A 23,455-nucleotide genomic window follows, 5' to 3' on the forward strand; every position below is an offset into this window, starting at 1 on the left:
GAGCACCGGCGTGACGGTCACCTCACTCGTCGTCGGTGCGGTACCCGAGGTTCGGGGACAGCCAGCGCTCGGCCTCCGCGAGCGTCCAGCCCTTGCGCCGCGCGTAGTCCTCCACCTGGTCCCGGCCGAGCCGCCCCAGCACGAAGTACCGCGACTGCGGGTGGGCCAAGTACAGGCCGCTGACGGCGGCGCCGGGCCACATGGCCATGCTGTCGGTGAGCGTGATGCCGGTGGCCGCCTCGACGTCGAGCAGCTCCCAGATGGTCCGCTTCTCGGTGTGCTCGGGGCAGGCCGGGTAGCCCGGCGCGGGGCGGATGCCGCGGTACTTCTCGGCGATCAGCGCGTCGTTGTCGAGGTGCTCGTCGACGGCGTAGCCCCAGAACTCCCGGCGCACCCGCTCGTGCAGCCGCTCGGCGAACGCCTCGGCCAGCCGGTCGGCCAGCGCCTCGAGCAGGATCGCGCTGTAGTCGTCGTTGGCCGCCTTGAACGCCGCGACCCGCTCGGCCGAGCCCAGGCCCGCGGTGACGGCGAACGCGCCCACGAAGTCGCGCAGCCCCGTCTCCTTCGGCGCCACGAAGTCCGCCAGCGAGGTGCGCGGCGAGCCGTCGCGGCCCTCGGTCTGCTGGCGCAGCTGGTGCAGCGTCGTCCGGACGGCGGTGCGCGTCTCGTCGGTGTAGACCTCGATGTCCTCGCCGTCCACCCGGTTGGCGGGGAAGAGGCCGAACACGCCGCTGGCCGTCAGCCAGCGCTCGGCGACGATCCGGTCGAGCATCTCCTGGGCGTCCTGGTACAGCCGCCGCGCGGCCTCGCCGGTCGCCGGGTTGTGCAGGATGTCGGGGAACCGGCCGCGCATCTCCCACGCGTTGAAGAACGGCTGCCAGTCGATGTAGTCGCGCAGCTCCTCCAGGGGGTAGTCGGCGAACACCCGGGTGAACTGGGTCGCCGGCCCGTGCAGGTGGTCGCAGTCGGCGCCGGTGCACACGTCCCGGGCCTGCTGCAGCAGCATCCGCGGCCGCGGCGGGACGTAGCCGGTCCAGTCGACCGGCGGGGCGGCGGCGCGGGCGGCCTCCAGCGGCAGCAGCGCGCGGGTGTCCTGGCGGGCGGCGTGCCGCTCGCGCAGGCCCGCGTACTCGGTGTCGACGTCGGCCAGCAGCTTCGGCCGCTGCTCGTTGGACAGCAGCGCGGCGACGACCGGCACCGAGCGGGAGGCGTCCTTCACCCAGATGACCGGCCCGTGGTAGCGCGGGGCCACCTTCACGGCGGTGTGCGCGCGCGACGTGGTCGCCCCGCCGATGAGCAGCGGGATGTCGAAGCCCTGCCGCTCCATCTCGGCGGCCAGGCTGCTCATCTCGTCCAGCGACGGGGTGATCAGCCCGGACAGGCCGATGACGTCGGCGCCCTCCTGCTTGGCGGTGTCCAGGATCTTCTGCGCGGGCACCATGACGCCGAGGTCGACGACGTCGTAGTTGTTGCACTGCAGGACGACGCCGACGATGTTCTTGCCGATGTCGTGGACGTCGCCCTTCACGGTGGCCATCACCACCTTGCCGTTGCTGCGCTCGGCGTCCCCGGGCTGCTTCTCCGCCTCGATGAAGGGCACCAGGTAGGCGACGGCCTTCTTCATCACGCGGGCGGACTTCACGACCTGCGGCAGGAACATCTTGCCGGCGCCGAACAGGTCGCCGACGACGTTCATCCCGCCCATCAGCGGGCCCTCGATGACCTCGATCGGCCGGCCGCCGCGCGCGGCGATCTGCGCCCGCAGCTCCTCGGTGTCGGCCTCGACGAACCCGTCGAGGCCCTTCACCAGGGCGTGGGTGATGCGCTCCTCCACCGGCAGCGCGCGCCACTCCTCGGAGGCCACCTCCTTCGCGCCGCCGTCCCCGGCGTACTCGCCGGCGATCTCCAGCAGCCGCTCGGTGGCGTCGGGACGGCGGGCGAGGACGACGTCCTCGATCCGCTCGCGCAGCCGCTCGGGCACCTCGTCGTAGACCTCGAGGGCCCCGGCGTTGACGATGCCCATGTCCATCCCCGCGGCGATCGCGTGGAACAGGAACACCGCGTGGATGGCCTCGCGCACGCGGTTGTTGCCGCGGAAGGAGAACGACACGTTGGACACGCCGCCGGAGACCAGCGCGCCCGGCAGGTTCTCCTTGATCCAGCGGGTGGCCTCGATGAAGTCCAGCCCGTAGCGGGCGTGCTCCTCGATGCCGGTGGCGACGGCGAAGACGTTGGGGTCGAAGATCACGTCCTCGGCCGGGAAGCCGACCTGGTCGACGAGGATGTCGTAGGCCCGCCGGCAGATCTGCTGCCGCCGCTCCAGGGAGTCGGCCTGGCCCTGCTCGTCGAAGGCCATGACGACGACGGCGGCGCCGTGCTTGCGGCACAGCCGGGCGTGCCGGACGAACTCCTCCTCCCCCGCCTTGAGGGAGATGGAGTTGACGATCGACTTGCCCTGCACGCACTTCAGGCCGGCCTCGATGACCTCCCACTTGGAGGAGTCGACCATCACCGGCACGCGGCAGATGTCGGGCTCGGCGGCGACCAGCTTGAGGAAGCGGTCCATCGCCTCGACGCCGTCGATCATCCCCTCGTCCATGTTGACGTCGATGACCTGCGCGCCGGCCTCGACCTGCTGGCGGGCGACGGCCAGCGCGGTCGGGTAGTCGCCGGCGCGGATGAGGTTGCGGAAGCGGGCCGAGCCGGTGATGTTCGTCCGCTCGCCGACGTTGACGAACAGCGAGTCCTCGTCGACGGTCAGCGGCTCCAGGCCCGACAGGCGCAGCGCCGGGCGCACCCGCGGCGGCGTCCGCGGGGTGCGGCCCTCGACGGTGGCGGCGATCGCGGCGATGTGCGCCGGCGTCGTCCCGCAGCAGCCGCCGACCATGTTGACGAAGCCGGCGTCGGCGAACTCGGCCAGCACCGCGGCGGTCTCCTCCGGCGCCTCGTCGTACTCGCCGAAGGCGTTGGGCAGGCCGGCGTTCGGATAGCAGGAGACGAAGGTGTCGGCGACCCGCGACAGCTCGGCCAGGTAGGGCCGCATCTCCGCGGCGCCCAGGGCGCAGTTGAGGCCCACCAGCAGCGGGCGCACGTGCCGGATCGAGTGCCAGAACGCCTCGGTGACCTGGCCCGACAGCGTCCGCCCGGAGGCGTCGGTGATCGTGCCGGACACCATCACCGGCCAGCGCCGGCCGCGCTGCTCGAACAGCGTCTCCAGCGCGAAGACCGCCGCCTTGGCGTTGAGCGTGTCGAAGACCGTCTCGATCAGCAGGACGTCGACCCCGCCGTCGACCAGGCCGTCGGCCTGCTCCAGGTAGGCCGCGACCAGCTCGTCGAAGGTGACGTTGCGGGCGCCGGGGTCGTTGACGTCCGGGGAGATGGACGCCGTCCGGCTGGTCGGGCCGAGCGCGCCGGCGACGTAGCGCGGCCGGTCCGGCGTCCGGGCGGTCATCGCGTCGGCCTCGGCGCGGGCCAGCCGGGCCGACGCCACGTTGATCTCGTAGGCGAGGTCGGACATGCCGTAGTCGCGCAGCGAGATCGCCGTGGCGTTGAAGGTGTTGGTCTCGACGACGTCCGCGCCGGCTTCGAGGTACTCGCGGTGGATGCCCGCGATGACCTGCGGCTGGGTGATGCTCAGCAGGTCGTTGTTGCCCTGCACGTCGGTGGGCCAGTCGGCGAAGCGCTCGCCGCGGTAACCGGCCTCGTCGGGCCGGTTGCGCTGGATCGCCGTCCCCATGGCCCCGTCGAGCACCATGATCCGCTGGCGCAGCACCGCCGTGAGCTCCGCGGTCGCGTCCGGGCGGAGGGCGGGCGACTCGATGCGGGACTGCACCGAGCCAGGGTAGCCGCCTCCGCGGGCGGCCCGGTCGCCCGCGCGGGCGATGCGGGTCCCACCGTCCGTGTCGAACAGCGCGGCCGGGGAGCGCGACCGACGTAGGCTCGCAGGGGTGATCGACCCGAAGTCCACCCCTGAGGACCTGCCCCGGCTCGACGACCCGGTGGTGGTCGTCGCCTTCGAGGGCTGGAACGACGCCGGGGACGCCGCCACCGGGGCGCTGGAGCACCTGGAGCTCATCTGGGACGCCACCCCGCTCGCCGCGCTGGACCCCGAGGACTACTACGACTTCCAGGTCAACCGGCCCACCGTCTCGCTCATCGGCGGGATCAGCCGGCGGGTCGAGTGGCCCACCACCCGCATCTCCGTGGCCCGCCCGCCGGACTCCGGGCGCGACGTCGTGCTCATCCGCGGGATCGAGCCCAACATGCGCTGGCGCAGCTTCTGCGAGGAGCTCATCGAGCTGTGCCAGGAGCTGGACGCGCGCACCGTCATCGGCCTGGGCGCCCTGCTGGCCGACACGCCGCACACCCGGCCGACCCCGGTGACCGGCTCGGCCTACGACGCCGAGTCGGCGGAGAGGTGGGGGCTGGGCACCTCCACCTACGAGGGGCCCACCGGCATCCTCGGCGTCTTCCAGGACGCCTGCGTGCAGGCCGGGCTGCCGGCGATCAGCTTCTGGGCCGCCGTCCCCCACTACGTGTCCCAACCGCCGTCCCCGCGGGCCACGGTCGCGCTGCTGCAGCGGGTGGAGGAGGTCCTCGAGCTGCACGTGCCGCTGGGTGCGCTGCCCAAGCAGGCCGACGAGTGGGTGCGGACGGTCGACGAGATGGCCAACGAGGACGCCGAGGTCGTCGAGTACGTGCGCTCGCTCGAGGAGCGGGCCACCGAGACCGACCTGTCCGAGGCCGACGGCGACCAGATCGCCCGCGAGTTCGAGCGCTACCTCCGCCGCCGCGGCTCCTCCCCCAACTGAGCCCCGCGCGCTCTCCTCGGCGAGATCTCGTGGTGTCGCACGTCCCGACGGCCGCGGGCGTGCGAGATCACGGGATCTCGCCGTCTCCGCCTCCCGTCTCATCGCTTGTCGCACCCCTTCCTGCGTCGCCCGTGAGTTGGGGATAACGGTCATCGGTGGCGTGGACCGGGCCCGCTGGCGCGGCGGCGGGGTTCAGCGGGTCCGCAGCAGCGGGCGCATGGCCGACGTCGCGTCGGCGTCGAAGAGCCGGTCGTGCGTGGACAGCGCGTACCGGTCGGTCATCCCCGACACGTAGTCGACGACCTGGGTCACCGGGTCGGCGGAGGTGTCGCGGTAGGTGGGCGGGATCAGCTCGGGGTGCGCCAGGTGGTGGTCGACGAGCCTGCGGGTGACGTCGATGGCCAGCTGCTTCTGCCCGGCCGCGGTCTCCGAGGCGTACACCCGCTGGAACATGAAGGCCCGCAGCTCGTGCATGGCCTCCAGCGGCTCGGGCGCCATGACCACCACTCCCCCGTCGGCCAGCGAACCGGCGACGACGGCGTCGATCATCGCGCCCACCATGGAGCTGCCCGGATCGCCGAAGACGGCGCGCGCCCGGGCCGGGAGGTCGCGGACCTGCAGCACCCCGGCACGGACGGCGTCCAGCGCGTCGTGGGACAGGTAGCCGATCCGGTCGGCGTAGCGCACGCACTCCGCCTCGCGGGTGGTGGGCGGCGGGGTGATCTTCCAGCTGTGCGCCCGGATGCCGTCGCGGACCTCCCAGGTCAGGTTGAGGTGCTCGAGCACCTCGACGATCCGCACCCCCTGCGCCGCGTGGTGCCAGCCGCCGGGGACGTAGGGCTCCAGCGCGTCCTCGCCGATGTGGCCGAACGGCGAGTGGCCCAGGTCGTGGCCGAGCGCGATCGCCTCGGCGAGGGGCTCGTTCAGGCCGAGCGCGCGGGCGAGGGAGCGGGCGACCTGGGTGACCTGCAGCGTGTGGGTCAGCCGGGTGACGAAGTGGTCGCCGTCGGGGTTGAGGAAGACCTGCGTCTTGTGTTTGAGCCGGCGGAAGGCCTTGGCGTGCAGGATCCGGTCGCGGTCGCGCTCGAAGGCGGTGCGCAGGTCGTCCTCGGTCTCGGGGACGGCGCGGCCGCGGGTGGCCGTGGACCGGGTGGCCGCCGGCGCGAGGGCCTCCTCCTCGCGCTCGCGGGCCGCCCGACCGACCAGGCGGAAGGACCCCCCGCCCATCAGCGCGACCGGGGCGCCGGCTCGTCGAGGGCGACTCCGAGCAGCGCGTCCACGGCGTCGCAGACGATGCGCGGCGACTCCTCCTCCTGGTCCGCTCCCCCGGCCAGGGTCTGCGCCGCCCAGGAGTCGACCAGGGCGATGGCGCCGGGGCTGTCCAGGTCGTCGGCGAGCCGCTCGCGCAGACCCTGCAGCACGGGGGCGGCGGGGGCGCCGGCGTCGCGGGCCACGGCGCGCCGCCAGGTGTCCAGCCGCCGCTCGGCGTCGGCCAGCAGGTCCGGGGTCCAGGCGCGGTCGGTGCGGTAGTGGCCGGCCAGCAGCGCCAGGCGGATGGCCATCGGGTCGACGCCCTCGCCGCGCAGCTTGGAGACGAAGACCAGGTTGCCGCGGCTCTTGCTCATCTTCTCGCCGTCCAGGCCGATCATGGCCGCGTGCACGTAGGCCCGGGCGAAGGGCTTGGTGGCGGTCAGCGCCTCGGCGTGGACGGCGGAGAACTCGTGGTGCGGGAAGATCAGATCACTGCCGCCGCCCTGGACGTCGAAGCCCATCCCGATCGTCTCCAGGGCGATCGTGGCGCACTCGACGTGCCAGCCCGGGCGCCCGGTGATGCCCCGCGGCCCCGGCCAGGACGGCTCTCCCGGCCGCTCGCCGCGCCAGAGCATGGGGTCGAGCCGGTTGCGCTTGCCGGGGCGGTCGGGGTCGCCGCCGCGCTCGGCGGAGAACCGCAGCATGGTGGCCTCGTCGTAGCCGGACTCGCTGCCGAAGCCGGGGGCCTGCGCGACGTCGTGGTAGACGTCGCCGGTGCCGTCGTCGAGCACGTAGGCCAGCCCCTCGTCGAGCAGGAACTCGACGTGGGCGACGATCCGCGGCACCGACTCCACCGCGCCGACGTAGTCGTCGGGCGGCAGCACCCGCAGCGCGGTCATGTCCTCCCGGAACAGCGCGGTCTCCCGCATCCCCAGCACGACCCAGTCCTCGCCGTCCCGCTCGGCCCGCTCGAGCAGCGGGTCGTCGATGTCGGTGACGTTCTGCACGTAGTGGACGGCGTGGCCGGCGTCCCGCCACACCCGGTTGACCAGGTCGAAGGCCAGGTAGGTGGCGGCGTGGCCGAGGTGGGTGGCGTCGTAGGGGGTGATGCCGCAGACGTACATCCGCGCCGTGGTGTCCGGGGAGGTGGCGACCACCTCGCCGCGCGCGGTGTCGTACAGCTTGAGGACCGGACCTGGGCCCGGGAGGGTCGAGAGGAGCGGGGCGGGCCAGGCGAGCACGGGACGAGCCTAGATCGCCCGGCGGACGCCCCCCGGGCAGCCCGTGGCCGCCGACCGCTCCCCGGCGCCCGCGTCGTACGGGAGAGTGGGGCCTCACCGCCGAGGGGGGACGCCGTGGAGCTCGACGAGTACCTGCCGGTCCTGCAGGAGCGCAACGCGCGCTTCGCCGACGTCGCCGCCGAGGCGGTGCTCGCCCGCGGCTGGCAGGCGCCGGTGCCCGGGTGCCCCGGGTGGACGCTGGCCGACCTGGTGTGGCACCTGGCCGAGGTGCAGCACTTCTGGGCGTGGGTGGTGCGCACCCGCGCGACCGACCCCGGGGGCTACGTGGAGCCGGTCCGGCGTCCGGGCGACGAGCTGCTCGGCTACGCCCTGGGCCAGTCGGCGGAGCTCGAGACGGTGCTGGACGGCGCCGACCCGGCCGAGCGGGTGTGGACCTGGGCGCCCCGGCAGGACGTCGGCTTCGTGCTGCGGCGGCAGACGATGGAGGCCGTGGTGCACACCGTCGACGCCGAGCAGGTGCTCGGCGACGTCCGCCCGATCGCGACCCGCGTCGGCCTGGACGGGCTCGACGAGTGGCTGGAGGTGATGGTCCCCGGCGCGCTGCCGGACGGGCCGCCGGAGGGCGCGCACCCGGTCGTCCTGCACGCCGTGGACGCCGGGGAGGACCGGGTGCTGTTCCCGGGCACGCGGCCGGTGCCGATCGCCCGGCTCACCGGCACCGCGGGCGACCTGCTGCTCGCGGTCTGGCGGCGGGTGCCGCTGGAGGTGCTCACCGTGGACGGCGACGGGCTGCAGGCCGCCGCCATGGTCGACCTGGTGCGGCTGGAGTAGCGCCCGTCCGGGTGCCTCTCGCGCGCGAAAGGCACCCGGGGCCCTCAGGGCCAGGTGGTGGCGTGCCGCTCGAAGTCCTCGCCGGTCTGCACGCCGACGACGTCGAAGACCATCCCGGCCGGGTCCTTCATCTGCCAGAACCCGCCCATGTCCTCCAGCCGCGTCGCGCCGAGCGCCTCCAGCCGGGCGACCTCGGCGTCCACGTCGTCGGTCTCGATGTCGACGTGCCACCGCGGCGGCGTCCCGTCCCCGGTGCGCTGGACCTCGAGGTGGAAGCCGCCGGCGAAGGACCCCAGCGACGACCAGTGCTCGTCCGACGGGTCCGGCGTCACCGGGTGGCCGGTGGCGGCCGACCAGAAGGACCGGCCGGCCGGGTGCAGCTCGGGCGGCAGGTCGAGCATCAGGACGGCCAGGCGGCTGCGATGGGGCACGGGCGGCAACGTAGTGGCCCCCGGCGTCCCCGGGCGAGATCGCCGGTCTCGCCGTGCGGGCCCTCAGCAGGCGATCTCGCCGTCCGGGCACTCAGAAGGGCGGCCAGGGCAGGGCCGGCCAGTCGCCGCTGGGCTGCGGGTACCGGCCGGTGCGCAGCAGCTCGGCGACCCGCTGCTGGGTGCGGCGCACCTCGCGGCGGGTCAGGTGCTCGTGCAGCAGTTCGCCGAGGTCGCCGAGCAGCTCGCCGCCGAGCCGCTCCAGCACCTCGAGCGCCTCGGCCGGCAGCGGCTGGCCGGCCCAGCGCCACAGCAGGGTGCGCAGCTTGGGGTCGACGGAGAAGCAGATGCCGTGGTCGACGCCGTACACGTGCCCGCCGGACGTAGGGATGATGTGCCCGCCCTTGCGGTCGGCGTTGTTGACGACGGCGTCGAAGACGGCCATGCGGCGCAGGCCGGGGTGGTCGGAGCGGACGAAGCCGGCGAGGTCGACGTCGGGGTCGCCGTCCACCCACAGCTGCACCATGCCGGGGCCGAACGGGCCGTCGCGCAGCACCGTCGGCGGCACCACCCGCCAGCCGGTGGCCTCCGACACCAGCGCCGCCGCGACCTCGCGGCCGGCGAGGGTGCCGTCGGGGAAGTCCCACAGCGGCCGCTCGCCGGCGACCGGCTTGTAGACGCACTCGGCCTCGAGCTCGTCGGTGCGGACGTAGCCGACCAGCGTGACGTTGCTGGCGTCGAGCATCCGGCCCTCGAGGTCGATCTCGCCCTCGATCAGCAGGGTGCGCGCCTCGGCGTCGTCGGCGGGGGGGCGCAGACCCGCGGCCGGGTCGGCGGGTCGCTCGGTCATCGGGGCAGCGGCACGGGGCTCAGCGGCGGTAGCCGTTCTGGCGCGGGCACACGTGCCCGGCGGGGTCCAGCGGGAGGGAGCACAGCGGGCAGGCCGGGCGGCCGGCGGCCACGACGCGGCGGGCGCGGACGACGAAGGCGCGAGCGGCGGCGGGGGTGATGGTCACCCGCAGCGCGTCGGGGCCCTCGTCGCTGTCGGAGAGGATGACGTCCTCCTCGACCGGCTCGTCGCCGGCGGCCACGGCCTCGACGACGACGGCCTGCGCCTCGCCGTCCCACGCCAGGCCCATCGCGGCGACCCGGAACTCCTCGTCGACCGGGGCGGTGAGCGGCTCCAGGTCGTCGACCTCGGCGTCCGGCGGGATCACGGTGCCCGGGCGGGTGGCGACCTCGTCGAGCAGCTCGTTCATCCGGTCGGCGAGCACCTGCACCTGCGCCTTCTCCAGCGCCACGCTGACCACGCGGCCGGAGGAGTCGGCGGCCTGCAGGTAGAAGGTGCGGTCGCCGGGCTGGCCCACCGTGCCCGCGACGAACCGGGACGGGCGGTCGAAGAGATGGAGCTGGCGCGGCACGCGCCCAGGTTACGCGGGCGGACCGGTCGGGCGACCCGGGACGCGAGGTCAGGCGGTCGCGCCCGCGCCGCCCCCCACGACGGCGTCGGAGTCGGCCGTCCGGCGGCGCCGGCCCTTCCTCTTCGGCGGGACCAGCGCGGCGACGTCCCCACCGGTGTCGTTCATGCGCACCACGAACGGGCGGGTGTCGGTGTAGGTCACCACCGAGAGCGACGCGGGGTCGACGACGATCCGCTGGAACTGGTCCAGGTGCAGCCCCAGGGCGTCGGCGAGCACGGCCTTGATGACGTCGCCGTGGCTGCAGGCCAGCCAGACGGCGTCCGGTCCCAGCCGCGCGTTCCACTCGCGGACGGCGGCGACCGCGCGGGCCTGGGTGTGCGCCAGCCCCTCCCCCTCCGGCCCCGGGAACACCGCGGCCGACGGGTGCTGCTGCACGACCTTCCACAGCGGCTCCTTGACCAGCTCCTTGAGCGGGCGGCCGGTCCAGTCGCCGTAGCGGGCCTCACCCAGCCGCTCGTCGGTGGCCGGCTCCAGGTCGCGCCCGGCGAGGACGGCGGCGGCGGTCTGCCGGCAGCGCTCCAGCGGGCTGCTGACGACGGCGGCCAGGGGCACCGGCGCCAGCCGCTCCCCCACCGCCTTCGCCTGCAGGGAGCCGGTCTCGTCGAGCTGCACGCCCGGGGTCCAGCCGGCCAGGACGCCGCCGGCGTTGGCCGTCGTCCGGCCGTGCCGCAGGAGGAGAACGGTGGTCACGACGCCCGAGCCTATGGCTCCGCCCCCGGGTCCCGCCCTGAGCCTGCGAAGGGTGGGGAGGACGGGGTCCTTCCGCTGCCCCCCACGCCCCGCGAGCTCGCCGCGGGCCCCTGCAGGAAGGCTGCCCCCACCGCCCGCTGTCGATCATGGGGTCGTTGCCGGGAGATCCGCCGTGTCGAGCGTGTCCCGCTGCCACGACCCCGTGATCGACTCGGCGAGAGGGCTCGGCGCGACCGGCCCCGGCCGGTCCTCACTGCGGGGCGAGGACCCCGGCGCCGACGAGGGCGAGGATGAGCAGCCCGAGCAGCACCCGGTAGACGACGAACGGCGTGAAGCTGCCGCGGTCGAGGTAGCGCAGCAGCCACGCGATGACGACCAGGCCGACGCCGAAGGCCAGCACCGTCGCCAGGATCGTCGGCCCCCAGGAGACCGCCTCTCCCGCGATCCCGCCGGTGAGCGCCTCGGAGACCTGGAAGAACCCCGACGCCAGGACGGCGGGGACGGCGAGCAGGAAGGAGTACCGCGCCGCGGCGGCCCGCGAGTAGCCGAGGAACAGGCCCATGGTGATCGTGCCGCCGGAGCGGGAGACGCCGGGCACGAGCGCCATGGCCTGGGCGAACCCGAAGGCGATGCCGTGCCCGACGGTCAGCTGGTCCAGCTCCCGCTTCTTGCGCCCCACCCGGTCGGCCCAGTAGAGCACCAGCGAGAAGGCGACCAGCGCGATCGCGACGACGCGCAGGTCGCGGAAGGTCGTCTCGATGCGGTCCTGGAACAGCAGGCCGAGGACGCCGATCGGCAGGGTGCCCACGATGATCAGCCAGCCCATCCGGGCGTCGGGGTCGCTGCGCATCGCGCGGTCGCCCAGCGACCGGACCCAGGCGCTGATGATCCGGCCGATGTCGCGGCGGAAGTACAGCAGCACCGCGGCCTCGGTGCCGATCTGGGTGATCGCCGTGAACGCCGCACCGGGGTCACCCCAGCCGAAGGCCTCCCCCACCACCCGCAGGTGCGCGCTGGAGGAGATGGGCAGGAACTCCGTCAGCCCCTGGACCAGCCCCAGGACGACGGCCTCGATCCAGCTCATCGCCCGCTGCACCCCGGTCGGTCGGGGCGGGGACGGGCGGCGGGGGCGGGTCTCCGGAGCACGGGAGGCCACCCTAAGCGGCGGCAGGCACCGGCCGGGTGCGGCGCGCAGGGACGCACCGCGGTCCCCGGCTCTCGTCGGGCCCCGCCGGTAGGTTGGCCTCCCGTGGAACAACGCGCACTCGGCCGCAGCGGCCTGGTGGTCTCGCGCCTGGCACTGGGCACCATGACCTGGGGCCGGGACACCGACGAGGACGAGGCCGCGATGCAGCTGACGGCGTTCGTCGACGCCGGCGGCACGCTGGTCGACACCGCCGACGTCTACTGCGACGGGGAGAGCGAGCGCCTCCTGGGCCGGCTGCTGGCCGACGTCGTCCCCCGCTCCGACGTGCTAGTCGCCACCAAGGCCGTCGGGCGCACCGCGCCGGGGCCGATGGGCCGCGGCGCCTCCCGCGGCCACCTGCTTGCCGCGCTCGACGCCTCGCTGGAGCGCCTGGGCACCGATCACGTCGACCTGTGGCAGCTGCACTCCTGGGACGACACGACCCCGCTGGAGGAGACCCTCGCCGCCTGCGACACCGCTGTCTCCTCCGGCCGGGTGCGCTACGTGGGCATCAGCAACTTCACCGGCTGGCAGACCGCGCAGGCGGTCACCTGGCAGCGGGCCTGGCCCGGCCGGGTGCCGGTGGTCAGCACCCAGGTCGAGTACTCGCTGCTGCAGCGCGGCGTCGAGCGCGAGGTCGTGCCCGCCGCGGAGGCGCTGGGGCTCGGGGTGCTGGCCTGGTCCCCGCTGGGCCGCGGGCTGCTCACCGGCAAGTACCGGCAGGGCCCGCCGGCGGAGTCCCGCGGCGCGTCCCCGCAGTGGCAGGGCTTCATCGACGGGCTGCGCTCGGCCACCGCCGACCGGATCGTCGAGGCCGTGGTCACCGCCGCCGACGGGCTGGGCACGACGCCGCTGGCCGTGGCGCTGGCCTGGGTGCGCGACCGGCCCGGCGTCACCGCCCCGGTGGTCGGCGCGCGCACCGCGCAGCAGCTGCAGTCCTCGCTGGAGGCCGAGGCCGTGCGGCTGCCCGCGGCGATCCGCACCGCGCTGGAGGACGTCTCGGCGCCCTACTTCGGCTACCCCGAGCGGCGGTACGACCGGTGAGCGAGCTCGCGAGCTCACCCAGGAGCGCGGCACCGACGGTCACGGCACCGACGAGCGCCATCGAGGAGGCGTCGTGACCGCCGCCCCGGCCACGCCGGGCGCCGACCCGGTCTTCGCCGCCTTCTGCGCCGCCGGCCTGTGGCCGGGCCTGGGCAAGCGCGCGGCCGCCGAGCTGCCCGCCGCGGGCATCACCTCCCCCGACGACGTCACCGCGGACCGGCTGCTGAAGCTGCCCCGCGTGGGCCGGCAGCGCGCCGAGCGCCTCTTCTCCGGCTTCCTGTCCGCGCAGCCCACCTACGAGGTCGTGGCGCTGCTGGTCGGCGCCGGCCTGGACGCGAAGCTCGCCTCGACCGCCGCCGACGCGCTGGGCAACGACGCCGCCCGCCGGCTGCGCGACGACCCGTGGGCGCTGCTGGGCCTGACCGGGGTCACCCTCGGCGACGCCGACCGGTTGGCGATCGCCGTCCTGCCCGGCGCGGACCGGCAGGACACCCGCCGCGGCCGGGCGATCGTCGCCCAGACCCTGCGGACGGCGACCCGCGACGGGCACACCGTGCTCCCCGCCGACCTGGTGGCCGCCGCGCTGCGCGCCGAGGGCGTCGCCGACCCGGCCGCGGCGATCGTGGCGGCCGTCGAGTCCGGCGAGGTGCTCGAGCACGGGCCGCCGGAGCCGGAGCACGACGAGGACGCCGGTCTCGAGGAGCTGCCCGAGCCCGACCCCGCGCTGCGCATGCTGTCGCTGGCCCGCTACGGCATGGCCGAGGAGGCGGTGGCGGAGAACGTCGCCCGGCTGGCCGCCACCGCCGAGCGGATCGCCGACCCCGCCGCCGTCCGCGCGGTGGCCAAAGGGCTGGACGACGCGCAGAAGCAGGCGGTCGCGCAGGTGCTGGGTGCCGGCGTCTCGCTGCTGACCGGCGGGCCCGGGACCGGCAAGAGCCGCACGGTGGCCGCCGTTGTCAAGCTGCTGCAGTCCAAGGGCACCGAGGTGGCGCTGGCCGCCCCCACCGGGCGGGCGGCCAAGCGGCTGGAGGAGCTGACCGACCACCCGGCCGTGACCGTGCACCGGCTGCTCGGCGCGCAGGGCACCTCCGGCGGGTTCGCCCGCAACGAGGAGTGGCCGCTGGACGCCGACGTCGTGGTGGTCGACGAGGCCTCGATGCTCGACGTGGAGCTGACCGCGGCGCTGCTGGAGGCCTGCCCGGACGGCACCCACCTGCTGCTGGTCGGTGACCCGGCGCAGCTGCCCTCGATCGGCCCGGGCCACGTGCTGGGCGACCTCATCGACTCGGGCGTCGTGCCGGTCACCGAGCTGACCACCCTCTACCGGCAGGCGGAGGGCGGGGCGATCGCGCGGCTGGCCAACGCCGTCCGGGCCGGGGAGCTGCCGCCGGTGGACTCCCCCGACCGCGAGGTCGTCGTCGTCCCGGCCGCCGGCAGCGGGGAGGCGGCCAGGCGGGTGGTGCAGCTGGTCACCGACTCCATCCCGCGGGCGCTGAAGATCGACCCGGCGACGGTGCAGGTCGTCACCCCCGTGCACCGCGGCCCGGCCGGCACGATCGAGCTGAACAAGGCGCTCAAGGCGCAGCTGAACCCAGGCGACGGCACGGTGTGGGGCTTCGACGTCGGCGACCGGGTGGTGGCCACCGCCAACCACCTGGACCTCGAGCCGATCGGGTTCGCCAACGGCGAGGTCGGCGTGGTTACCGGCACCGGCGACGGCACCCTCGACGTCGACTTCGCCTCCGGGCCGGTGACGGTCAGCGGGTCGGCGATGAGCGACCTGCGGCACGGCTGGGCGATCACCGTGCACCGCGCGCAGGGCTCGGAGTGGCCCGGCGTGGTCGTCGTCCTGCCGCCGGAGGCCGGGGGGATGCTGTCGCGGCCGCTGGTCTACACCGCGCTGACCCGGGCCCAGCGGCACCTGTCGATCGTGCACGCCTCCGGGGCGGCGCTGGCCCGGGCGGTGAGCCAGGTCGACGTCCGGCCGCGGCGCACCCGGCTGGCGCAGCTGCTGGCCGACCTCTCCTGATGCCCCCGGGTGCCTTTCGCGCGCGAAACGCACCCGGGGGCATCAGGTGCCTTTCGCGCGCGAAAGGCACCCGGTCAGCCGCGGGCGGCGCAGATCAGCTGCCGGGTGGCCGCCTGCAGCTGGCCCGGGCAGGTCAGCGGCCGCGGGAACGGCATCCGCAGGTCGCGGTGGCCGGCCGGGCGCTCGATGCGCAGCCGGTAGCCGAAGCGGTCCAGGCCGAGCGGGCGGACGACGTCGCGCGGGCCGAGGTCGCCGGCCGGGATGCGGCCGCGCAGCAGGTCGAGGACCTCGGGGTGGTCGCGGTCGAGGTGCTGCAGCATCCGCGCCTCGACCGCGGCCAGCGGGTCCGGCCGGGCCGCGGCGTAGTCCTGCGGGCCCACCTCGGTGCAGCGCTCCCCCTCCCGCAGCACCACCTCGGCGACGTCCAGCCGCAGCAGCGTCGCGCCCGCGCCGACGTCGAGCAGCGACCCGACCGGACGGGTCTCGGCGAAGGCGAGCAGCGCGCCCCGCCGGGCGGTCGGGTGCACCGGGGCGAGCCAGCCGGAGAGCCACACCTGGGCGCGCAGCGGGTCCCGCAACGGCACCGGGGCCCGGTCGCTGACCATCAGGACGGCGGTGAGGTCGTCCCGCCCGGCGAGCGCGGCGTCGACCTCGCCGCCGGTGGGGACCAGCACGTAGGTCGCGCCCGTGGCGGTGGTCGCGTGCGCCAGCGGACGGCCGGCGTCGAGCCCGCGGACGCACAGCGCGGCGGAGCTGCGGCTGGCGACGGTGCGGGCGCGCTCGGCGGCATCGCCCCGGAAGCTGGGCGCGGCGGGGCTCGTCGTCACGGGGGCTCCCTCGATCAGGTGGTTAGGCGAGCCTAACCTGACCGACGCGTCGGCGGTAGCTCCCCGGCGTGCCGCCCGCGAGGCGCCGGGCGGCGGGACGGCGGGACGGCGGGACGGCGGGTCCGCGGCCGTTGCCCGCGGGATCGGCGCGGGTGTTCCATGACCGCCGTGCACGGGGCGCCGGCTCCGTGGCGCCCTGCCGTCCTCCGGGGGCTGGGGTCCATGGCCAGGTGTCGTCGAACGCTCGTCGTGGCGGCCGTCGCCGTCCTCGTCTCCGGCGCCGGGACCGCGGTCGCCGGCGCCGCCCCCGCGGCCCAACCGCTGCCCGGCACGGTCCCCCAGCTGACCTGGGCCGCCTGCGGGACGGCGGCGGCCGGGACGGCGGCCGGCGTGCAGTGCGCCACCGCCGACCTGCCGATGGACCACGACGAGCCGGACGGCGAGAGAATCCGGATCGCCCTCGCCCGGGTGCCGGCCACCGACCCGGCGAACCGGATCGGCTCGCTGTTCATCAACTTCGGCGGGCCGGGCGGTCCCGCGGTGGCCCGGCTCCAGGCCACCGGCGCGGGCCGGCTGGCCGGGCTCAACCAACGGTTCGACATCGTCGGCTTCGACCCGCGCGGCGTCGGTCAGAGCGCCCCGGCCGTCGACTGCCGGCTCGACCCGGAGACCGAGGGTTTCTTCGCGCAGCCCTGGCCCACCCCGCTCGACGTGGACCCGGCTGCGCTGCTCGCGAGCGCCCGGGCCCACGTCGACGCCTGTCTGGCGAACAACGGGGAGTTCCTCGCGCACCTCTCCACCGCGAACGTGGCCCGGGACATGGACCTGCTGCGCTCGGCCGTCGGCGACGAGCGGCTGACCTACCTCGGGTTCTCCTACGGCACCGTCCTCGGCGCCACCTACGCCGCCCTCTTCCCCGACCGGTATCGCGCACTCGTGCTGGACGGCGCGCTCGACCCGGCGGAGTACCTGACCGACCCCGTGTCCCTGAGCACCGCGCAGGCGGCCGGCTTCGAGCGCGCCCTCGACCGGTTCGCCGAGGACTGCGCCCTCGACCAGGCCGCCTGCTCCGGCTTCGGCGGCACCGATCCGCTGCTGGCCTACGACCGCCTGCTCGCGGCGGCCGAGGCGGCACCCATCCCGGCCCCCGGCTACCTCGAGGACCCGCGGCCGGTGACCGCGGACGACATCCGCGAGCTGACCGCGACCCTGCTCTACGCCAAGCGGGCGTGGGGGCTGCTCGCTGCGGGGCTGTCCCCGGCGGCGACCGGTGACGGCTCGACGCTCCGGGCGCTGCTGGACCGGATCGTCTACGCCGACCGGGCGTCCAAGGACCGCTTCCTCGCCATCTCGGCCGGCGAGCAGCAGTGGCCGGCGGACGTCGACGCCTACCTGGAGCGCGGTGCCGCGGAGTGGGCCGCCTTCCCGCACTTCTGGGGCAGCTTCGCCTACGCCGAGATCCCGTGGGCGCTGTGGCCGGTCGAGGACGAGGACGCCTTCGCCGGGCCGTTCGACCTCCCCGAGGCCTCGCCGACGCCGCTGGTCATCGGCACCACCTACGACCCGGCCACGCCGTACTCGGGGTCGGTGAAGATGGTCGAGGCACTGGGGAACGCACGACTGCTGACGATGGAGGGGGACGGGCACACCGCCTACGGCGGCAACTCCGCCTGCATCGACAGCAACACGCAGGCCTACCTGGTCGGCGGCACGCTGCCCGCCGCGGGCACCGTCTGCCGCCAGGAGACGGTCCTCCAGTCGCCGGTGCCGGTGCCGGCCACCGCGGCCGCGCAGGCGCTGGCCGGCCTGCTGCCCTGAGGCACCGGGGCGCCGGGCTACAGGGGGGCGTCGTCCTCGTCGACGGGCACGACGGCCTCCTGCTCGAGGACGTCGGCGGCGTCGGCCTCGCGGTCGCCGACCGGGCGCAGCGGGCTGCCGGCCTCCCCCGGGCGGGCGGCCAGCTGCTGCTCGAGCGCGTCGGCCTCGGGCACGCCCTCCCCCGGCGGGGTGGCGTCACCGGCGAGGGCGACGACCGGCGGGTCGAGCGGGGACTCCTGCTCGGCGCGGTCGGCGTCGGGCACGTCGTTGCCGGGGGCGGTCACGTCGTCCTCCGTGTCGTCGGGGTCGGTTCGCCCCCATCCTGCCGCCCACGGCAACGCCGGGCAGACCGGGAGGCGACGGCCACATGACCGCCGGGCGTCGGGCGGGCACAATCGGCGGGATGGAGGCGGTCGCCGGGGAGTACGAGTTCGCGCCGCTGCGGATCCCACCGGGCACGTCCCGATCCGCGGCGGCGACCATGCTGAGCCTGCAGGCGGACACCGGCGGCTGGGAACTCGCCCGGCTGCAGCTGCACCCCGACGGCACGCGCAAGGTGATCCTGCGCCGCCGGGCCCGGCTGTCCTACCTGCCCAAGCCGCACATCTGAGCCCCGAGGACGGCGCCGCGCCGGGCCGTCCACGCGCGGACGAACCGGTCACCGACGACGACGTCCGGGGCCGGGCCGTGTCCGGGGGTTGCGGTCGCTGCCACCGCACCGGCGTGCGAGGGTCGGTGGACGCCGCCGGCCCGGGCGGCCGGGGAAGGACGGCATGAGAGAGACCCTGACCGACCGGTTCCGGTTCCTGCGCGCCTTCGTGGCGAACCCGCGGCAGGTGGGGGCGGTCCTGCCGACCTCACGCTGGGCCGTCCGCGACATGCTGGACCTGGCCGACGTCCCCCGCGCCGAGCTGGTCGTGGAGCTCGGCGCGGGCACCGGGGTGCAGACCGGCGAGATCCTCGCCCGGCTCGCCCCCGGCGCGCGGCTGGTGGCCCTGGAGATCGACCCGGACCTGGCCAAGCTGCTCGAGGAGCGCTACGACGACCCCCGGCTGCAGGTGGTGTGCGACTCGGCGGAGAACCTCGACGCCCACCTGGGTGGCAAGCGGGCCGACGTGCTGGTCTCCGCGCTGCCCTACACCTCCTTCGACGCCGCGCTGCGCCGCCGGGTGCTGGACCTGCTGCCGGTCACGCTGGCGCCCGGCGGGGTGCTGCTGGTGATCCAGTACTCGCCGCTGATCCTGCGCGAGCTGCGGCGGCGGTTCCCGTCGGTGCAGCAGAAGATCACGCCCTGGAACGTGCCGCCGGCGTTCCTGTACGCCTGCCGCGCCGACGCCACCTGACGGCCCAGCGCATCGAGGATCAGCGCATCGAGGATCAGCGCATCGACGGCGGGCGCAGCGCCTCGGGGACGACGGCGGTCTCGCCGCTCCCGGTCCTCGCACTGGGCACGCCCTTGAACCGGTAGGGCACGGTGCCGACGCCGGGCTGGACGACGTAGGCCGCGCCCGGCTCCCCCGACGTCCAGGCCATGAGCATCGCGTCGGCGACCTCCTCGGCCGACAGCACCGGGAAGCCGGCCTGCGTGAACTGGTCGCGGATCCGGTCGATGATCGCGGTGTCGGCGAAGCCCGGGCAGATCGCGGTGATCGTCGTCCCCTCGCGGGCCAGCCGCGGCGCCATCGACCGGACGAAGGCGATCGCGCCGCTCTTGGCGACGCTGTAACCGGGGTCGGTCGCCATCGGCGAGAGCCCGGCCAGGGACGCGGTGACGACGATGGCGCCGCCGCCGGCCCGCCGGAGCGCCGGCCGGGCGGCGAGCGCGCCGTAGACGACGCCGAACAGGTCGACGTCGACCACGTGCAGGAACTCGTCGAGGTCGACCTCGTCGTCGCTCTTGGCCGCGGAGATGCCGGCGTTGAGGTAGGCGGCGTCCAGCCGGCCGTGCCGGGCCTCGACGCGTTCCACCAGGGCGGCGTTGGCCACGCGGTCGGTGACGTCGAGGACCTCGAAATCCGCGCCCAGGTCGGCGGCGGTGGCGCGCGCCCGCTCGCTGTCGAGGTCGGCGAGGACGACGGTGACCTCCCACTCGCGGAGCTTGGCGGCGAGGGCGCGGCCGAAGCCGCCGGTCCCTCCGGTGATCAGTGCGACGGAACCGGGGCGCGGTGTGGGGGCGGTCACCCGGCCATCAGACCACGGCCGGCCGCGGGGCGAGCGCGGCGTCGACGGCCGCGGTCACGTGCAGCCGGGCCGAGGGCAGCAGCGGCACCGGGCCGTCCCCGGGGCCGAGCAGCAGCTCGAGCTCGGTGCAGCACAGCGCCACGGCGTCGGCCCCCCGCTCGGCGAGCCGGCGGACGACGGCGCGCAGGTCGGCGCGGGTACCCTCGGACAGCACGCCCCGGCACAGCTCGTCGAAGATCGCGGCATCCACGCGGTCGACGTCGTCCTCCGGCGGCACCAGCACGCCGAGGCCGGCAGCCGCCAGGCGGTCGCGGAGGAACGGCGCCCGCACGGTGCCCGCCGTGCCCAGCAGGCCGATCGTGGGGCCGGGCGCGGCGGCGGCCACCGGGTCGGCGATGTGCAGGAACGGCACGCTCAGGGCCGCCTCGATCGCCGGCGCCGTCCGGTGCATGTAGTTGGTGCACAGCAGCACCAGGTCGGCACCGGCGGACTCCAGGGCCCGCGCCTCGGTCGCCAGCAGCGCGGCCGCGTCGTCCCAGCGGTCCTCCAGCTGGCACGCCCGGATGGCACGGAAGTCCAGGCTGCGCACCAGCAGCGACGCGCTGGCCAGCCCGCCCAGCCGTTCCCGCACCAGCTCGTTGGCGGTGCGGTAGTACAGCGCCGTCGACTCCCAGCTCATCCCGCCCAGCAGCCCGATCGTCCTCATGCACCCAGGCTCGCCGCCGGGCAGGGTGCCGTCCAGGCCGGGATGTCGACATGCTGACCCAAGCGGTGCTTGGATGTCGGACCGTGGATCCGCGCCGGGTGCTCGTCTTCCGTGCGGTCGCCCGCGCCGGGTCGCTGGCCGGCGCGGCCCGCGCGCTGGGCTGGACGCAGCCGGCGGTGAGCCAGCAGGTCCGGCGGCTGGAGCGCGAGACGGGCACGGCCCTCGTGCTGCGGCAGGGCCGGGGTGTGGCACTGACCGAGGCCGGCCGGGTCCTGCTGCGGCACGCCGAGGGGGTCGCCGACCGGCTGGCCGCGGCGGAGCAGGAGATCGCGGCGCTGACCGGCCTGGCCGCGGGCACGGTGCGGCTGGCCGCCTTCCCGACGGCCGCGGCGGTCCTGCTGCCGCCCGCGCTGGTCGCGCTGCGCGAGCGGGCGCCGGCCCTGCAGGTGCACTTCACCGAGCAGGAACCGCCGGAGGCCGAGGCGGCGGTGCGCAGCGGCGCGGCGGACGTGGCGCTGGTGTTCCGCCACGAGGACGACGAGGACGCGGTCCCCGGCGACCTGCTGCGCGAGCCGCTGGCGCGCCACCCGGTGCGGGCCGTCGTCCGGGCGGGGTGGCCGCTGCCCGCGACCCTGGCCGACCTGCGCGACGAGCCGTGGATCGCCGGGTGCGTGCGCTGCCGCGGTCACCTGCTGCGCTGCGCGCGGCGGGCCGGCTTCACCCCCGACGTCCGCTTCGCCACCGACGACCACGTCGTCGTCCAGCGCCTGGTGGCCCAGGGGCTCGGCGTGGCACTGCTGCCGAGCTGGGCCCTGGCGGCGAGCACGCAGCCCGGGGTGGTCGCCGTCGACCTGCCCGACGTCGACGGCCGGGTGGTCGAGACGCTGGCGCGCCCGGACGCCCGGCGGGTGCCCGGCGTCGCCGCCCTGCTGGCCGCGCTGCGCGCCGCGGCCTGAGCGGCGTCAGCGGGCGCGCAGGAACCGGTCGAGGACCCGGATGCCGAAGCGCAGCGACGCCACCGGCACCCGCTCGTCGATGCCGTGGAACAGCGAGGCGAAGTCCAGGTCCGGCGGCAGGCGCAGCGGGGAGAAGCCGAAGCAGCGCATGCCCAGGCGCTCGAAGCTCTTGGCGTCGGTGCCGCCGCTCATGGTGAACGGCACCGGGCGGGCGCCGTCGTCCTCGGCCTTCAGCGCGGCCACCATCGCGTCGACCAGCGGGCCGTCGAACGTCGTCTCCACGGCCTGGTCGTGGACGAGCCACTCGCGCTGCACGCCCTCGCCGACGAGGCCGGCCAGCTGGCGCTCGAACTCCTCCTCCTGCCCGTAGAGGAAGCGGCCGTCGACGGTGGCGCTCGCGGTGCCGGGGATGACGTTGGCCTTGTAGCCGGCGTCGAGCATGGTCGGGTTGACCGTGTTGCGCAGGGCCGCGCCGATCATCCGGCTGATGCTGCCCAGCCGGGCCAGGGCCTGCTCGGGCTCGTCGGGGTCGATCTCGATGCCGTAGGCCTCCTCGACGGCGGCGAGGAACTGGCGCATCGGCGGGGTGAGCGTCGTGGGCAGCCGGGCCGCGCCGAGCCGGGCGACGGCCGCGCAGAGCCGCGTGACGGCGTTGTCGTCGTGCACGAACGAGCCGTGCCCGGGCCGGCCGCCGGCGGTCAGCCGCATCCAGGCCAGGCCCTTCTCGGCCGTCTGGACGAGGTAGAGGCGCAGGTCGTCGCGGACGGTGATGGAGAAGCCGCCGACCTCGCTGATCGCCTCGGTGCAGCCGTCGAACAGGTCGGGGTGCTCGTCGACCAGGTAGCGGGCGCCGAGCTTGCCGCCGGCCTCCTCGTCGGCGACGAAGGCGAGGACGACGTCCCGCGGCGGCCGGACGCCGGTGCGCGCCCAGTCGCGGACGAGCGCGAGGGTCATCGCGTCCATGTCCTTCATGTCGACCGCGCCGCGGCCCCAGACGTAGCCGTCGCGCTCCTCGCCGGAGAAGGGGTGCACGCTCCACTCGGCCGGGTCGGCGGGGACGACGTCCAGGTGGCCGTGGACCAGCAGGGCGGGCCGGCTGCCGTCCTGACCGGGAATGCGGGCGACCAGGCTGGCGCGGGTGCGCTCGGACTCCAGGATCGTGCTGGCGATCCCCACCTCGTCGAGCTTGCCGGCCACCCACTCCGCCGCCGCCCGCTCGCCCTTGCCGGTGGCGGTGTCGCCGGTGTTGGTGGTGTCGATGCGGAGGAGGTCGGACAGCAGCTCCGCGACCTCGTCCTGGGCTCGCGCGAGGGGGGCGGGGGTGGTCTCGGACATGCCGACGATCGTGCCACCGGGGGTCTGCAGAGCCCGGCCGAGGCTCGGTTATGCTGGCTCCCGGCGCTCGCGAGAGCGGCCCACCTGTCCGGGTGGCGGAATGGCAGACGCGCTAGCTTGAGGTGCTAGTGCCCTTTATCGGGCGTGGGGGTTCAAGTCCCCCCTCGGACACCCATCCCGGGGCGGCTGCCCCGGGCAACGGGGCACCTGCCCCGGCCGCGGGGTCCCTTCCCGGCCCCTTGAACACCGCTCGCGGCTACTTGAACACCGCGGCACACGGCCGGGGCGACGCCGGTCCAACCTCAAATGCAGCGGCTCGGCGGTCCGTCGCGCCACCCTCCGCCGGTCCGTCGTTGGCCGGCTTCGCCCACCGACACCGCCCGGGTGTCCGAGCCGCAGCCCCGGACACCCGGGATCGACCGATCAACGCCCGGATCACCCCCTCCACGGCCCCTACTTCCGTGCCACCCGCCCCCGGACCGGCGCAGCCGACGACCATGGAAGTCGCGTTGGTTGTGGCCACCGGCGCTCGCGTGACGGTGGACCTGCGCGACCTCGGCGCCGGTCCCCTGGTGCTCCGGCTGATCGCCGCCCGCGGCGACGACTTGCCCCCGACTGGTGCAACGGAGACCACCGCCGT

Annotated in this window: 21 protein-coding genes and 1 tRNA gene; 9 read left to right on the top strand and 13 right to left on the bottom strand. The window is 75.3% G+C overall.

The genetic code is table 11. The features are described from left to right. Nucleotides 1–22: 22 nt before the first annotated feature. Nucleotides 23–3,832, bottom strand: coding sequence for a methionine synthase (gene metH / locus ACI78Z_RS04030; RefSeq protein WP_457035231.1), 3,810 nt, complete (start codon nucleotides 3,830–3,832; stop codon nucleotides 23–25). A 115-nt stretch (nucleotides 3,833–3,947) separates the two neighbouring features. Here metH and ACI78Z_RS04035 point away from each other — a divergent pair, with 115 nt between their 5' ends. Continuing rightward, on the top strand, nucleotides 3,948–4,811 hold the full coding sequence (locus ACI78Z_RS04035; RefSeq protein ID WP_457035232.1) for a PAC2 family protein: 864 nt from the start codon (nucleotides 3,948–3,950) through the stop codon (nucleotides 4,809–4,811). Nucleotides 4,812–5,003: 192 nt separating this feature from the next. Here ACI78Z_RS04035 and ACI78Z_RS04040 read toward each other — a convergent pair whose 3' ends face one another. Together ACI78Z_RS04040 and mshC are read right to left on the bottom strand one after the other, a co-directional pair. Next, nucleotides 5,004–6,038, bottom strand: a complete 1,035-nt coding sequence (locus ACI78Z_RS04040) for an HD domain-containing protein (RefSeq protein WP_457035233.1) — start codon at nucleotides 6,036–6,038, stop codon at nucleotides 5,004–5,006. Beyond that, nucleotides 6,038–7,303: a cysteine--1-D-myo-inosityl 2-amino-2-deoxy-alpha-D-glucopyranoside ligase gene (mshC, locus tag ACI78Z_RS04045; RefSeq protein ID WP_457035234.1), complete on the bottom strand. Its 1,266-nt coding sequence runs from the start codon at nucleotides 7,301–7,303 to the stop codon at nucleotides 6,038–6,040. Before mshC ends, ACI78Z_RS04040 begins: the two co-directional genes overlap by 1 nt. A gap of 114 nt (nucleotides 7,304–7,417) precedes the next feature. On the opposite strand from mshC, the gene ACI78Z_RS04050 reads away from it, so the two are divergent. Then, on the top strand, nucleotides 7,418–8,134 hold the full coding sequence (locus ACI78Z_RS04050; protein WP_457035235.1) for a maleylpyruvate isomerase family mycothiol-dependent enzyme: 717 nt from the start codon (nucleotides 7,418–7,420) through the stop codon (nucleotides 8,132–8,134). 44 nt (nucleotides 8,135–8,178) lie between these two features. Here ACI78Z_RS04050 and ACI78Z_RS04055 read toward each other — a convergent pair whose 3' ends face one another. The 5 genes from ACI78Z_RS04055 to ACI78Z_RS04075 form a co-directional block, all read right to left on the bottom strand. Further along, nucleotides 8,179–8,565, bottom strand: a complete 387-nt coding sequence (locus tag ACI78Z_RS04055) for a VOC family protein (RefSeq protein WP_457035236.1) — start codon at nucleotides 8,563–8,565, stop codon at nucleotides 8,179–8,181. 91 nt (nucleotides 8,566–8,656) lie between these two features. Beyond that, nucleotides 8,657–9,412, bottom strand: coding sequence for an SCO1664 family protein (locus ACI78Z_RS04060; protein ID WP_457035237.1), 756 nt, complete (start codon nucleotides 9,410–9,412; stop codon nucleotides 8,657–8,659). A 19-nt stretch (nucleotides 9,413–9,431) separates the two neighbouring features. Continuing rightward, entirely contained in the window at nucleotides 9,432–9,983 is a 552-nt protein-coding gene (locus ACI78Z_RS04065) for a DUF3090 family protein (RefSeq protein ID WP_457035238.1), read from the bottom strand. Nucleotides 9,984–10,031: 48 nt separating this feature from the next. Next, nucleotides 10,032–10,733, bottom strand: coding sequence for a histidine phosphatase family protein (locus ACI78Z_RS04070; RefSeq protein WP_457035239.1), 702 nt, complete (start codon nucleotides 10,731–10,733; stop codon nucleotides 10,032–10,034). A 250-nt stretch (nucleotides 10,734–10,983) separates the two neighbouring features. After that, nucleotides 10,984–11,817: an undecaprenyl-diphosphate phosphatase gene (locus ACI78Z_RS04075; protein WP_457035240.1), complete on the bottom strand. Its 834-nt coding sequence runs from the start codon at nucleotides 11,815–11,817 to the stop codon at nucleotides 10,984–10,986. 165 nt (nucleotides 11,818–11,982) lie between these two features. Between ACI78Z_RS04075 and ACI78Z_RS04080 the strand changes: the two genes are divergently transcribed. Together ACI78Z_RS04080 and ACI78Z_RS04085 are read left to right on the top strand one after the other, a co-directional pair. Continuing rightward, nucleotides 11,983–12,963: an aldo/keto reductase gene (locus ACI78Z_RS04080; RefSeq protein ID WP_457035241.1), complete on the top strand. Its 981-nt coding sequence runs from the start codon at nucleotides 11,983–11,985 to the stop codon at nucleotides 12,961–12,963. A gap of 73 nt (nucleotides 12,964–13,036) precedes the next feature. After that, nucleotides 13,037–14,992 carry an AAA family ATPase gene (locus ACI78Z_RS04085; protein ID WP_457035242.1) on the top strand — a complete coding sequence of 652 codons (1,956 nt, stop codon included), beginning with the start codon at nucleotides 13,037–13,039 and terminating at the stop codon, nucleotides 14,990–14,992. A 74-nt stretch (nucleotides 14,993–15,066) separates the two neighbouring features. Here the strand turns inward: ACI78Z_RS04085 and ACI78Z_RS04090 are convergent, their stop codons facing one another. Then, nucleotides 15,067–15,819, bottom strand: coding sequence for a DUF2470 domain-containing protein (locus ACI78Z_RS04090; protein ID WP_457035243.1), 753 nt, complete (start codon nucleotides 15,817–15,819; stop codon nucleotides 15,067–15,069). Nucleotides 15,820–16,068: 249 nt separating this feature from the next. On the opposite strand from ACI78Z_RS04090, the gene ACI78Z_RS04095 reads away from it, so the two are divergent. Beyond that, the gene (locus ACI78Z_RS04095; protein ID WP_457035244.1) at nucleotides 16,069–17,637 is read left to right on the top strand and encodes an alpha/beta hydrolase; all 1,569 of its coding nucleotides are present in this window, start codon (nucleotides 16,069–16,071) and stop codon (nucleotides 17,635–17,637) included. Nucleotides 17,638–17,654: 17 nt separating this feature from the next. Here the strand turns inward: ACI78Z_RS04095 and ACI78Z_RS04100 are convergent, their stop codons facing one another. Continuing rightward, nucleotides 17,655–17,921 carry a hypothetical protein gene (locus ACI78Z_RS04100; protein ID WP_457035245.1) on the bottom strand — a complete coding sequence of 89 codons (267 nt, stop codon included), beginning with the start codon at nucleotides 17,919–17,921 and terminating at the stop codon, nucleotides 17,655–17,657. An 83-nt stretch (nucleotides 17,922–18,004) separates the two neighbouring features. Here ACI78Z_RS04100 and ACI78Z_RS04105 point away from each other — a divergent pair, with 83 nt between their 5' ends. Both ACI78Z_RS04105 and ACI78Z_RS04110 read left to right on the top strand, forming a co-directional pair. After that, nucleotides 18,005–18,247: a DUF5703 family protein gene (locus tag ACI78Z_RS04105; protein WP_457035246.1), complete on the top strand. Its 243-nt coding sequence runs from the start codon at nucleotides 18,005–18,007 to the stop codon at nucleotides 18,245–18,247. A 163-nt stretch (nucleotides 18,248–18,410) separates the two neighbouring features. Continuing rightward, complete coding sequence (locus tag ACI78Z_RS04110) at nucleotides 18,411–18,980, top strand: class I SAM-dependent methyltransferase (protein ID WP_457035247.1); 570 nt, start codon at nucleotides 18,411–18,413, stop codon at nucleotides 18,978–18,980. 34 nt (nucleotides 18,981–19,014) lie between these two features. Here the strand turns inward: ACI78Z_RS04110 and ACI78Z_RS04115 are convergent, their stop codons facing one another. Beyond that, nucleotides 19,015–19,818 (bottom strand): SDR family oxidoreductase, encoded by an 804-nt coding sequence (locus ACI78Z_RS04115; RefSeq protein ID WP_457035248.1) that lies wholly within the window; start codon nucleotides 19,816–19,818, stop codon nucleotides 19,015–19,017. A gap of 7 nt (nucleotides 19,819–19,825) precedes the next feature. After that, the gene (locus tag ACI78Z_RS04120) at nucleotides 19,826–20,524 is read right to left on the bottom strand and encodes an aspartate/glutamate racemase family protein (protein WP_457035249.1); all 699 of its coding nucleotides are present in this window, start codon (nucleotides 20,522–20,524) and stop codon (nucleotides 19,826–19,828) included. An 83-nt stretch (nucleotides 20,525–20,607) separates the two neighbouring features. Here ACI78Z_RS04120 and ACI78Z_RS04125 point away from each other — a divergent pair, with 83 nt between their 5' ends. Then, on the top strand, nucleotides 20,608–21,480 hold the full coding sequence (locus ACI78Z_RS04125; protein WP_457035250.1) for a LysR family transcriptional regulator: 873 nt from the start codon (nucleotides 20,608–20,610) through the stop codon (nucleotides 21,478–21,480). Between the two features lie 6 nt (nucleotides 21,481–21,486). On the opposite strand, the gene ACI78Z_RS04130 is transcribed toward ACI78Z_RS04125, so the two are convergent. Continuing rightward, entirely contained in the window at nucleotides 21,487–22,815 is a 1,329-nt protein-coding gene (locus tag ACI78Z_RS04130) for a M20/M25/M40 family metallo-hydrolase (RefSeq protein WP_457035251.1), read from the bottom strand. Nucleotides 22,816–22,901: 86 nt separating this feature from the next. On the opposite strand from ACI78Z_RS04130, the gene ACI78Z_RS04135 reads away from it, so the two are divergent. Beyond that, nucleotides 22,902–22,986, top strand: a tRNA-Leu gene (locus tag ACI78Z_RS04135). The last annotated feature ends 469 nt before the right edge of the window (nucleotides 22,987–23,455 follow it).

Source organism: Geodermatophilus sp. SYSU D01176, assembly GCF_054050015.1.